We start from the raw sequence: 13,451 nt of genomic DNA, 5'->3' as shown, positions 1-13,451 counted from the left end.
TGTAAAAAAGCCCACACTAATGTGCGAGCTTTTTTATACTTATAAAATACTTATCGTTTTCCTTTTTCATAAGGAGTTCCTAATGCTTTAGGAGCTTCAGAACGACCTACAAAACCGACAAGCGCTAATATTGTGAATACATATGGTAATATCGTTAATAAAACACTTGGAATTTGGTCTAATACAGGGATTGTTCCGCCCGTTACACTTAAAGATTGCGCAAAACCAAAGAATAGAGCTGCACCTAGTGCGCCTAGTGGATTCCACTTTCCAAAAATCATAGCAGCTAAAGCTAAGAAACCTTGTCCTGTAATAGTTGCCCCTGAGAAGTTATTAGAAATTGACATTGCAAAAATCGCTCCACCAATTCCAGCAAACACTCCTGAAATACAGACTCCAATATAGCGCATTTTATATACGTTAATCCCCATCGTATCCGCTGCCATTGGGTGTTCACCAACAGCACGTAGACGAAGACCGAACGGTGTTTTATAAATAACATACCAAACAACGAATGCTAAAATAATGGCAATATATGACGTTATTGGTACGTTCGAGAAAAATATTTTCCCTAAAACCGGAATATCCGAAAGGCCTGGAATATCAATCTTTTCAATACGATACTGAATAAAGTCAGTCTGCCCTTTATCAAAAATCTTCTTAATTGCAAATACTGTTAAACCAAGAGATAAGAAGTTAATGGCTACACCACTTACAACTTGATCTGCTCGGAATGTAATAGAAGCTACCGCATGAAGTAATGCAAATAATCCACTACCAATTGCCGCAAATAGTAACGCAATCCACGGAGTCATCGTTCCCCAAGTATCACCCATTAATAAGTTTGTAACGACTCCAATAAATGCACCAAATAGCATTAGTCCTTCTAATCCGATATTTACAACACCCGATCGTTCACTAAATACACCACCTAGTGCCGTGAAAATGATAGGTGCCGATGTATATAACGTACCCGTCACAAGAATGGCTAATATATCTAAAAAGCTCATTTATTTCCCCTCCTTGCTCATGCGTGTAAGCGCCCATCTTAACACATAACTACATGCAACAAAGAAGATGATACATGCAATAATTACATTAATAAGCTCTGACGGTACATCTGCCTCAAAGTTCATTTGAGGGGAAGCACTTTTCAAACCACCAAATAATAAAGCTGAAAGGATTATACCAAACGGATTATTCCCTCCAAGTAATGCTACGGCAATCCCATCAAATCCTACTCCTGTAAACGAAGACATCGCTGTCATACTCTGGAATGTCCCTAATCCTTCCATCGCTCCACCAATCCCCGCAAATGCACCAGCAATTGTCATGGAGAATACTACATTACGAGAAACTTTCATACCTGCATATTGAGAAGCATGCTGATTAAATCCTACTGACTTTAATTCGTAACCTAAAGTTGTTCGATCTAATAAGAACCACATTAAAATAGCGATTAAAATTGCTACAATAATTCCCCAGTGTAGACGTGAACCATCAGTAATAGAAGCAAGCCAGTCTGAAGATAGTGACGCACTCTCTTTAATATCATACGTTTTGTCATTACCCGCATGTAAGAAACGCTTAATGATGTCATACGTTACATACAACGCGATATAGTTCATCATAATAGTTACAATAACTTCATTCACTTGAAACTTCCCTTTTAAATATCCCGGAATGAAGCCCCAAATTCCGCCCACCAATGCTGCAAATAAAATAGATAATGGAATATGAAGGAAAGCTGGTAGTGAGACTGCATAACCGAACCAAACCGCTGCAAGCCAACCAACTAACAATTGACCCTCTACCCCGATATTAAATAAACCTGTACGAAATGCAAACGCCACCGATAAGCCAGCAAGAATAAGCGGTATCATTGTACGAAGCGTTTCACCAATCGCACTTGCGCTGCCGAACATTCCTGTCCAAAGTGCACTATAACCAACAATTGGATCATAGCCACTAACTAGCATTACAATCGCTCCTACAAGTAAGCCGAAAATAACGGATAGTACTGGGACTAAAATATTTATCGTTCGTTCTGTTAAAAGCTTTTTAGCCATTTGTACCCACCTGCTCCTTCTTTGTTCCTCCAGCCATTAACAATCCAAGCTGTTGCTCATTCGTTTCTTTCGCATCAACTATTGCTACAATTTCCCCTTCATAAATAACAGCAATTCGATCGCTAACATTTAAGATTTCATCTAACTCTAATGATAAAAGTAATACACCTTTTCCTTTATCCCTTTGCTCTATTAATCTCTTATGAATAAATTCAATTGCTCCTACATCTAAACCACGTGTTGGCTGTGCCGCAATTAATAAATCTGGATTTCGGTCTACTTCACGTGCAATAATTGCTTTTTGTTGATTCCCCCCAGATAGAGCGCGTGCTAACGTTTGCTCACTAGGTGTACGCACATCAAACTGTTCAATAAGAGCCTTTGCTTTTTCTGTAATTTTGCTGAAATTTAAAATCCCTTTCTTTGAAAATGGATTTTTATAATACGTTTGCAGAACTATATTATCTCTAACAGAAAAATCAAGAACGAGTCCGTGTTTATGACGATCTTCTGGAATATGACCAATTCCTTCTTCTGTTATTCTTCTAACAGGCCAATTTGTTATTTCTTTTCCTTTAATTGCAATAGAACCTGACTCAACTTTTCGTAAACCAGTAATTGCTTCTATTAATTCACTTTGTCCGTTTCCATCAATCCCTGCAATCCCAACAATTTCCCCCGCACGAACAGTTAAGTCAAGGCCTTTTACAGCAGGTAGTTGACGTGCATCGTGAACAACAAGGTTTGCAATTGAAAGTACCTCTTCTTTTGGCTTCGCGTCTATTTTTTCTGTTTTAAAATTCACTTGACGTCCGACCATTAATTCTGCAAGTTTATTTTCATCCGTATTTGCAACGTCAACCGTTCCAATCCCTTTTCCTTTACGAATAATCGTACAACGATCGCAAACTTCCATAATTTCTTTCAACTTATGTGTAATAAGAACAATAGATTTTCCTTCTTGCACAAGCTTTTTCATAATTTGAATTAGCTCATGAATTTCTTGCGGTGTTAACACAGCTGTTGGTTCATCAAATATCAAAATTTCTGCACCGCGGTAAAGAGTTTTCAAAATCTCAACACGCTGCTGCATACCAACTGAAATATCCTGTATTTTCGCATATGGATCTACAGATAAACCGTATTGTTCAGACAGTTTTTGAATTTCTTTAGCAGCTTCCTCAACAGCAATTTTCCCTTTTTTCTTCGGTTCATTTCCGAGAATAATATTCTCTGTAACTGTAAAATTATGAACAAGCATAAAGTGTTGATGGACCATTCCAATACCAAGGTCATTTGCTATATTCGGATTTGTGATTTTTACAGGTTTACCTTTAATTTTAATTTCACCCTGCTCTGGTTGGTACAAACCAAATAGTACATTCATTAATGTGGATTTCCCTGCACCATTTTCTCCAAGTAAAGCATGTATCTCACCCTGCTTTACTTGCAGCGTAATATCATCATTCGCTACAATGCCTGGGAATACTTTCGTAATGTTATTCATCTCAATTACGTATTCCATTGTGTTCCTCCTTTTAACAGGGAACATTCCCTATTACACTATTAACTTATTAAGCTATTCGGAAGTTTTATACATACAAAGGTTAGTTCTATGAACTAACCTTTGCTATTTCTCTATTTATTTTTTTAGAGAAGCTTCGTATTCTTTATACTCTTTATCTGTAGCTGGCACTTTAATTTCACCGGCTGTAATTTTCTTTTCAAGCTCTTCTACTTTTGTTAAAATTTCAGGGTTAACTTTTTTCACGTTATCAGTTGTTTTTGAAATACCAATACCGTCATCTTTTAAGCCAAACTCTTCAATTTTTCCACCTTTTAAATTCCCATCTTTTGCTTCTTTAGCTACTTTTTCTACTGCTACATCAACACGTTTAATCATTGAAGTTAATGTTACATTTTCAGGCATACCTTCTTGATGTTGGTCACGGTCAACACCGATTACCCAAACATTTTCACCTTTTTTCTTACGGTTTTTCGCTTCTGTGAACACACCGTTACCTGTACCACCAGCAGCATGATAAATTACGTCTACGCCTTGACCATACATTGCTGAAGCAAGAACTGTACCTTTTTCAGGCTTATCGAATGCTTCTGCATATTCAGATACGATTTCAATGTTTGGATTTACTGCCTTTGCACCAGCTTTAAATCCATTTTCAAATTTACTAATTAAATCACTTTTCATTCCACCAACAAATCCTACTTTATTCGATTTTGTTGACATAGCTGCTACCGCACCTACAAGGAATGATCCTTCATGATCTTTAAACGTAATGCTCGTTACGTTCGGTGCATCTACAACAGTATCTACGATTGCAAATTGTTGTTTTGAAGATTCTTTTGCTACTTCTTTAATTGCACCTTCTAATTTATAACCAATTCCGAATGTTAAATCATATTTATCTTTTGAGAATTTTTTTAAATTCGGAATATAATCAGCTTCTTTTTCAGACTGAAGGTAACGATAATTTGTCTTTTCTTTTAAACCATTATCTTTACCAAACTTTTGTAACCCTTCCCAAGAAGATTGGTTAAATGACTTATCATCAACGCCCCCAACATCCGTTACAAGACCAACCTTGAAATCTTTATTGTCTTTCGTGTCTTTCTTGTCACTGCTCGCCTTATCCGAGTTACCACATGCACCTAAAACTGTACTTGCTGCTAAAGTTAATGATAATAAAAGGCCTGCTTTTTTCTTCATACTAGAAACCCCTCCAAAAATGATATATATTTATTTATTCTTACGCTGCTGTTCCTTACTTCTTGCTGTCACCTCCCTAAAAAGGAATTTACCTACATACGCTTTCTTAATACGTGGAAGCTAAATTTATCAGCTCTAAAGTAATTGATAGAATATAAGATTGGCTCATCATTTTGATCATAGTGCATTTGTTTTAATACAAGCAGTGCTGTTTCAGGCTCACATTCTAAAATTGGTGAGATTTTAGGGTGATAGCCAATTGGCTCAATGTGAGCAACCGCATATGTTATGCGCTTATGCGTGTTATTATGTATCACCGTTAATAATGATTCCTCATTGTAACCCGATAAGTCTGGCAATATTTCTTTTGCAAGTTTATCGATACAATACACAACAGGTTCCCCATCTGCTGTACGCACGCGTTCAATCATCACTGCATTAAAACCATCTTCACTATTAAACTTCTCTTTTTCCTCTTCTGTTAAAGTTGTAGTAGATGATGATAAAAAGATTGTTCCTGGTGTTTTCCCCACACTAGAAATCATATCTGTAATACTAGAAAGTTGTTCTATTCCAGAAGAAAATAATGGCTTTGCATTTACAAATGTCCCTACACCATGTCTACGAATGACAACATTTTCTTCTTCTAAAATACGCAACGCTTCCCTTAAAGTCGCTCTACTTACGCCAAGTTCTTTCGCTAAATCAAACTCTGATGGTAACTTTTGTCGTTCTTTATAAGCGCCATCTTTAATTTTTTCTTTGATGTGATCAATCACCCGTAGATATAGGTGACGACTATCAGATTTTACTGACATAAGACTCCCCCGCATTTCAATTATTCGACCTCTGATGTAAGACTTCTTTTCTCTTTTTTCAACTTACAACATAGTACAAATGACTAAACACCAAAATAAATGTAATTGTCGAATAAATAATAATAATTTTTTAAAATAAAATTTTCACTCTTTATTGCATAAAAAAAACTTTGCACCATAAACATTCCTCATTTCGAGAAAAAGTTCGGCACAAAGATCCTTTACATCCTTTGTTACACACTTTTCCCCTCATAGTCTAGCAATTCATGGTTGCCAGGTAGAAACTTATGGACCTTATCTCCAAGATTATATGAGGCAGTGATTCTTTTCGAAGTAATCTTACCACTTGCTCTCATACGTGTCAACAAAATCTAACATTTTTCTGCATTAAATATCGAACATTTACATAAAACATACTCAAAGTATTCGTATTCTAAAGGGCACCCCTAAATGTAAGCCCTTTCTTTATCACTGAGTATAGTATATAACAAAAACACTATATAAAAAAGCCTAATTGTAAAAACAATTAGGCTTTTTTTAAGAACTTTTTTCTTGTACATCATTAATGAGTACTTCCCTCGGTTTACTCCCTTCATACGGACCTACTACACCATTCATTTCCATTGCATCAATTAGGCGAGCAGCTCGCGTATAACCTACTCTAAACCTACGTTGTAACATAGAAACAGATGCTGTTTGCATTTCCACTACAAGTTGAACCGCTTCATCATATAATTCATCTTCTACTTCCTGCTTCGTATCAGGAACATCTTGCGGAATCATATCTTCTTGATATTGTGCTTTTTGCTGTCCAATAACATATTCTACAACTCTCTCAACTTCATCATCTGATAGAAATGCGCCTTGTACACGTACAGGTTTCGATGCACCAATTGGTATAAACAGCATGTCTCCACGACCTAGTAGCTTCTCTGCACCACCACCGTCAAGAATTGTACGAGAATCTGTTTGAGAAGATACAGCGAATGCAATACGTGATGGAATATTTGCTTTAATAACACCCGTAATAACGTCAACTGACGGACGTTGCGTTGCAATAATTAAATGAATACCAGCAGCACGAGCCATTTGCGCTAGACGCATAATTGCATCCTCTACATCAGACGAAGCAACCATCATTAAATCTGCTAACTCGTCCACAATTACTACAATATAAGGTAATTCGGGTTGTTTCGCTTCTGATTGACTATTATGCTCTTTTATATAATCGTTGTATCCTTCAATGTTACGTGTACCACTATGAGCAAACAATTCATAACGACGTTCCATTTCACTCACAACTTTTTTCAATGCTTGCGATGCTTTTTTCGGATCAGTTACAACTGGCGTTAACAAATGAGGCACACCGTTATATACATTTAGCTCTACCATTTTCGGGTCAATCATCATTAATTTTACTTCATGTGGTTTTGCACGCATTAAAATACTAACAATAATACCGTTAATACATACACTTTTCCCGCTACCTGTCGCACCAGCTACGAGTAAATGAGGCATTTTATTTAGACGGGCTAATACAGCTTCACCTGTAATATCTCGGCCAAGACCAATTAACAACTTCTCTTCCGGATGATTATTAGCCTTAGAGTCAAGAACTTCCCTCAGCGTTACCATCGAAACCTCTGAGTTTGGAACTTCGATCCCTACAGCTGATTTCCCGGGAATTGGCGCTTCAATACGAATGTCCTTTGCAGCTAAAGCAAGGGCTAAATCATCACTTAAACTGACAATTTTACTTACCTTTACCCCCATATCAGGATACACTTCATATTTTGTAACTGCAGGACCTCTATGCACTTTTGTTACTTTCGCTTTCACTCCAAAACTTTGGAATGTACGTTCTAATTTACGAGCATTCTCATAAATTTCCGCATTTTCATTTGTAACTTGCTTATTCTTTGGAAATTTTAATATATCAAGTGAAGGAAGCTTGTAATCTTTATTTTCTACATTTGAAAATTGCATAGGAGGTGCTTGCGCTTCACTCTCTAACGATTCAACAATTTTTTCTCCACGCTTTTTCTTTGGTTCTTCAATTGGCGGAGTCTCTTCAATAAACGGTGAAGTGATCAACTCTTCTTGCTCTACTTCGATTCGTTTATCCTCTTCTTCATTTACAGGATAATTCTCAGTGAAATTCGAAATAATCGGAGGATCAATTGAGATTTCTTCCATCGGCTCAATAATTTCTTCTTGTTCTGCAGCACGTTTGCTTCTTGTGCTTCTTGTTGTTTTTTTCTTTTCTGTTTGTTCAGCCGTTCTTTTGGCTCTCCAATCTTTATAATCCCCTTGCATCACTTGAAACTGACTTCTAAGAATTCTACCAACTGGAGCTAACACTTCTCCAATATGCTTATTTGTTATACAAAGTATACCGAGAATAACTAGAATAATACCAATGATATAAGCTCCTACTTCGTCAAATAAGAAGTAACATGTTGCGAACATAAGCGCACCAAACATACCACCACCTAAATGAACGCTATCTGGCCCCTTTTTCATTTCAAGAAAGAAGTTATCTTTCGTACTCACAATAACAGAAGTATTTTGCACTGCTCCATCTTTTGTAAGAAGGTTAAATAATGTAATATGACTAAACATTAATATCGCCAATACAATTAAATAAAATCCAATTAATCGTTTATTTAAAAGGTTCGGCCATCCGCGTTTTATAACAAAGGAAACCGATAAAGCTATTACACCTAACACACCAATTATGTACCACTCACCAAAGAAGAAGCGAAAAAATAACACAAACGATTTCCCTACAACGCCTAGCTGTAAAATCGTAATGATTGAAAGTGCAAAAAGAGTTAAACCGACGATTTCATAATACAAAGTTGGCTTTATCGTACGTCTTGCCTTTGCCTTCGTCCCTCTTTGCTTTTGTTTTGCCATTTCTTCACCTCGTGTTCTACATATAAGTAAAGCTCCCTTCAAAATGCTCTATTTATATGTCTGTTTTCTCTATTTTTCAGGTCTTTATATCTTCTATTTTTACACTTCTTGTAAAATGCTAAATAAACAGAAGAAAGCAGCCTACTCATGGCTGCTCAACCGTCTTGTTTTTTATATTATACCATAGCTTCTAAACAAAATCCTTCTTTTTGCTAAAAGGTTATTTTCTGACCGGGCTCAAACTCTAAATAGTGAAGTGGGTCCGTACTTAGCACACGTACAATAGAATAACATCCATGTTCCTCTTCAGAAACCATTAATTCCACACCATTTATATTTACAACTTTTTGACTTTCACATTGTGAATAATCGACCGGATACACAAGTTGCTCTGGCATAATTGTATATAAAATCATTGTAGCATTGTCCCTTCTGTACTATTTTCCGCACGAACATCTATTAATTCGTTTAATTTTCGAATCGCATTTCCAATACCGCCGACATCATCTATAAGACCGTACTTTACTGCATCCCCACCAATTACATTCGTCCCAATATCTCGCGTTAAATTTCCTTTCGCAAACATAAGCTCTTTAAAACGATCTTCTGTTACTTTCGAGTGCTTCGTCACAAAACGAATGACTCTTTCTTGCATCTTATCCAAATACTCAAATGTTTGTGGCACACCTATGACAAGACCTGTTAAACGAATTGGATGAATTGTCATCGTCGCAGTTTCCGCAATAAACGAATAGTCAGTAGAAACAGCAATCGGTACACCGATGGAATGTCCCCCACCTAAAACTAGAGATACTGTTGGTTTTGAAAGTGAAGCTACCATTTCAGAAATTGCTAGCCCAGCTTCAACGTCACCTCCAACTGTATTTAATATTAAAAGCAAACCTTCAATTTTCGGATTTTGTTCAATCGCAACAATTTGCGGAATGATATGCTCATATTTTGTTGTTTTATTTTGCGGTGGTAATTGAACATGACCTTCCACTTGTCCGATAATCGTTAAACAATGAATACGTGATTCATTCATCTGTGGTACATTTGTCTGTCCAAGCTGTTGAATTTTTTCAACTATTGAAGCCTCTTTTCCAGCTTCTTTTTCTTCATTTGTATATCGATCACGTTCTGTCATTTCGCATCCCCTTTCACTCGTATATAACTATTATTTCTTAAGTTATAAATTTCATTCGATAGGGTTAAAAAGAAAAAAGATCACCCATAAGGGTGATCTTTTTATACTTCCATAATAATCGGTAAAATCATAGGTTTTCTCTTTGTCTCTTCGTACAAGAACTGTCCTAATAATTCACGAATATTTTGTTTTAACATTGACCATTCAATTGAATATTCTTTAATTGACTGCTCAACAATCATACGTACAATCTCTGTAGATCGTTCAATTAACGCTTCTGATTCACGAACATATACGAAACCACGTGAAATGATTTCTGGGCCAGAGATAATTTTCTTTTCATCTTTACCAAGCGTTACAACAACTACTAGTATTCCATCTTGAGATAACATCTTTCTATCTCGAAGAACGATATTACCAACGTCACCTACACCTAATCCATCAATTAAAACATTACCAGCTTGTACTTTACCGACTAAGTTTGCTTCATCGTCACCAAAAGCAATTACATCGCCTTTTTCTACGATAAAGATATTTTCTCTTGTAATACCTACATCTTCAGCTAAATATGCATGTGCTTTTTGCATACGGAACTCACCATGTACGGGTACAAAGTACTTTGGTTTCATTAAATTTAACATTAATTTTAATTCTTCTTGGCTACCGTGACCTGACACGTGAACTTTTCGTTCGCCGTAATAAACAACTTCAGCTCCAGCTCTAAATAACAAATCAATAATTTTTGATACAGATATTTCATTACCCGGAATTGGCGAAGCAGCAATGATAACAGTATCACCTTTACGAATTGAAATTTGTTTATGTGCTTGTTTTGCCATTCTAGATAGAGCAGCCATCGGTTCACCTTGACTACCTGTCGTTAAAATAGCTACCTTTTTCTCTGGGAAGTTGTCTACTTCTTGTAATGAAATAACCATACCTTCTGGAACATTTAAATAACCAAGACGTCTTGCAATGTCTACTACTTTCACCATACTACGTCCTACTACCGCTACTTTTCGCCCTGTTTCAGCAGCTGCATCAAATACTTGTTGAATACGATGTACATTCGATGCAAATGAAGCAACGATAATACGACCTTCTGCACCGTAGAACACTTTAGAGATTTCTACACCAACTTCTTTTTCTGAACCTGTATAGCCTGGGCGCTCTGCGTTTGTACTATCAGATAATAAGCAAAGTACGCCTTCATTTCCGATTTGCGCCATTTTCCCAAGGTCTGCTCCACTATTTCCAATTGGAGTTTGATCGAATTTAAAGTCTCCCGTATATACGACTGCACCTTTTGATGTATGGAAACAAACGCCAACAGAATCCGGAATACTATGTGTCGTTCCGAAGAATGACACCGTTGTAGTGTTAAATTCTACTGTTGAATTTGAATCGATTGTTTTTAGGTCTACACGGCCTAACATGCCCGCTTCACCAAGTTTTTCTTGTATAAGTCCTACTGTTAATTTCGTTGCATAGACTGGAATAGATAATTTACGAAGTACATACACAATTCCACCAATATGATCTTCATGACCGTGAGTAATAAATAAACCTTTTACTCGCTCTTGATTTTCCACTAAATATGTAATATCAGGAATAACGATATCAATTCCAAACATTTCATCTCCCGGGAACATTAACCCTGCATCTACGATAAAGATTTCAGAATCAATTTCAACACAGTACATGTTTTTCCCGATTTCACCTACTCCACCAAGAGCAAATACTTTAACAGACTCATTCTCTTTTCTCTTCATGTTGTTGCCTGGTTTAAAAATCTTGCAAACACTGATTTCACTAAAATTGCAGAGACACCAGGGGAAACTCTACAACCACCATATTTTCACCGTCCAAGACGAATGTCCTTACCGTTATGCGATATCATGTCCTTGTTTATTTTTTAAACCAGGTTTCACCTCTCTTTCATTATATAAATCAAATATCTTATTCGATATGATATGAAAATTTAATTAAATTATAATTTTTCCCAATTTTGCTAAGCATACCCGTACTAAGCTACTTAGCCATATTATACCTGATACAAGAAATAGAACACAAGTTAAATCGTGTGAAAGAAAGAGTAAAAGAACGGAATGACAACAAAAGTATCGAACGTATTTCCTTTATATTTACTCCGATTTTATACTCCATATTATTTTTAAGAACTAGCCATACATACGCTAAATTCATTTCATAATAGGAAGTTTCAAGATTTATTTTTCTAAAATCCAACAAAAACACTTACAAAATGGAGTTTTTTTATGAATTACGTCACATTTGAGGGAATTTCTCTAAAAACAGACACCGTAGTTTATTACGTTTATGCCATAATATCTATCATTTTTTGACTCAGTTAAAGGGGTACGATTATTTTCTTATACACATAATGAAGAAGCGATTAATATTCTTATAAGAACACATATAAGTGAGAAAAAGAGGAAAAGATTTGCATATAATAAAAAATGACCTAGTTCTACACTAGGTCATTTTTTATTAACGAGGGATAGATTGCATTACAGATTGTAACGTTACTCTTTCTTCTTCTGTTAATGGAAGAAGTGGTAAACGTACAGAACCTACATCTAATCCAACCATTTGTAACGCTGTTTTTACTGGAGTTGGACTTGGCGCCATAAATAATGAATCAGTTACTCTTACAAGTAATTGATGTAATTTTTGTGCCTTCTTAAATTCTCCTGCTTGAAATGCTGTAATCATTTCTTGCATTTCGTTTCCGATAACATGAGAGGCTACCGAAACGATACCTTTCGCTCCAACTGCCATAGCTGGTAACGTTAAACCGTCATCACCGCTGTATACCGCAAAGTCGTCCGCTGTTTTTTCAATGATTTCTGTCATTGTTAACACATCGCCGCCGGCATCTTTAATAGCAACAATGTTTTCTATTTCTGATAAACGAACAACTGTATCAACGGAGATTTGTACAATAGATCGTCCTGGAACGTTATATAGCATAACCGGAAGCGGCGTGCTTTCAGCAATTGCTTTAAAATGCTGATACATTCCTTCTTGACTCGGTTTGTTATAATACGGTGCTACTAGCATTACTGCATCCACACCAACTTCTGTTGCCTTTTTAGTTAAGTCAATAGAAGCATGCGTATTATTGCTACCTGTTCCAGCGATTACGGGCACTCTTTTATCGACAACAGATACGACATGGCGATATAACGCTACTTTCTCTTCTGAAGTTAATGTAGGAGATTCTCCTGTCGTTCCTCCTACCACGATTGCTGTTGTACCGTTATCAATTAAATAATTTACCAATTTCGTTGTCTTTGCAAAATCGATATTCCCGTTTATATCAAACGGTGTTACCATCGCGGTTGCAATTGTCCCAAAATCTATCATGGTCTCACTCCTTATTGTTCCAGTTGCTTTTCTTTTGAAAGCTCAAACGCACTATGTAATGCATTTACAGCCTCCACTAAATCAATTTCTTTTACAAGAACCCAAATTGTTGTATGACTATCTGCCGATTGCAGGATTTGAATACCTTTTTCCGCTAAAGCTGTAACGATTTTTGCAGTAACCCCTGGGATGCCTGCCATTCCAGCTCCAACGATAGATACTTTCGCACAATGTTCTGTCACAATTGGCTCATATCCAAGTTGTTTTAGCACTTCGACAGCACGAGCTGATACATTATCATTTACTGTGTAAGCTACACCAGTAGGAGAAATGTTAATTAAATCAACACTAATGCCTTCGTTTGCCATTTCTTTAAATACATG

The 13,451-nt window shown here is 36.4% G+C and carries 11 protein-coding genes and 1 riboswitch; all 11 genes read right to left on the bottom strand.

Annotated features, from left to right (window positions below; translation table 11 throughout):
• Positions 1-50 precede the first annotated feature (50 nt).
• Entirely contained in the window at positions 51-1,010 is a 960-nt protein-coding gene (locus DN404_RS18300; RefSeq protein WP_000008857.1) for an ABC transporter permease, read from the bottom strand.
• Positions 1,011-2,069 (bottom strand): ABC transporter permease, encoded by a 1,059-nt coding sequence (locus DN404_RS18295; RefSeq protein ID WP_001085254.1) that lies wholly within the window; start codon positions 2,067-2,069, stop codon positions 1,011-1,013.
• Positions 2,062-3,594 (bottom strand): ABC transporter ATP-binding protein, encoded by a 1,533-nt coding sequence (locus DN404_RS18290; RefSeq protein ID WP_000456914.1) that lies wholly within the window; start codon positions 3,592-3,594, stop codon positions 2,062-2,064. The genes DN404_RS18295 and DN404_RS18290 overlap by 8 nt, the downstream gene beginning before the upstream one ends.
• Before the next feature lie 117 nt (positions 3,595-3,711).
• Positions 3,712-4,797, bottom strand: a complete 1,086-nt coding sequence (locus DN404_RS18285; protein WP_000725771.1) for a BMP family lipoprotein — start codon at positions 4,795-4,797, stop codon at positions 3,712-3,714.
• Positions 4,798-4,889: 92 nt separating this feature from the next.
• Entirely contained in the window at positions 4,890-5,615 is a 726-nt protein-coding gene (locus DN404_RS18280; RefSeq protein WP_000114182.1) for a GntR family transcriptional regulator, read from the bottom strand.
• Between the two features lie 232 nt (positions 5,616-5,847).
• A riboswitch (purine riboswitch) is annotated at positions 5,848-5,949 on the bottom strand.
• A gap of 203 nt (positions 5,950-6,152) precedes the next feature.
• On the bottom strand, positions 6,153-8,534 hold the full coding sequence (locus DN404_RS18270; protein ID WP_001118782.1) for a DNA translocase FtsK: 2,382 nt from the start codon (positions 8,532-8,534) through the stop codon (positions 6,153-6,155).
• 212 nt (positions 8,535-8,746) lie between these two features.
• Positions 8,747-8,950 carry a YlzJ-like family protein gene (locus DN404_RS18265; protein ID WP_000605036.1) on the bottom strand — a complete coding sequence of 68 codons (204 nt, stop codon included), beginning with the start codon at positions 8,948-8,950 and terminating at the stop codon, positions 8,747-8,749.
• Positions 8,947-9,681 carry a translocation-enhancing protein TepA gene (tepA, locus tag DN404_RS18260; RefSeq protein WP_149215314.1) on the bottom strand — a complete coding sequence of 245 codons (735 nt, stop codon included), beginning with the start codon at positions 9,679-9,681 and terminating at the stop codon, positions 8,947-8,949. The genes DN404_RS18265 and tepA overlap by 4 nt, the downstream gene beginning before the upstream one ends.
• Before the next feature lie 101 nt (positions 9,682-9,782).
• Positions 9,783-11,453, bottom strand: a complete 1,671-nt coding sequence (locus tag DN404_RS18255; RefSeq protein WP_000823097.1) for a ribonuclease J — start codon at positions 11,451-11,453, stop codon at positions 9,783-9,785.
• A 736-nt stretch (positions 11,454-12,189) separates the two neighbouring features.
• Entirely contained in the window at positions 12,190-13,068 is an 879-nt protein-coding gene (gene dapA, locus DN404_RS18250) for a 4-hydroxy-tetrahydrodipicolinate synthase (protein ID WP_000564763.1), read from the bottom strand.
• An 11-nt stretch (positions 13,069-13,079) separates the two neighbouring features.
• Positions 13,080-13,451: ACT domain-containing protein (locus tag DN404_RS18245; RefSeq protein ID WP_149215313.1), on the bottom strand; the 372-nt coding region annotated here is incomplete at its 5' end.

Origin of the sequence: Bacillus sp. TE8-1 (genome assembly GCF_008368855.1) — a bacterium.
In the GTDB taxonomy this organism is placed as follows: Bacteria; Bacillota; Bacilli; order Bacillales; family Bacillaceae_G; genus Bacillus_A; species Bacillus_A cereus.
This window is presented reverse-complemented; position numbering and strand designations above follow the sequence as displayed.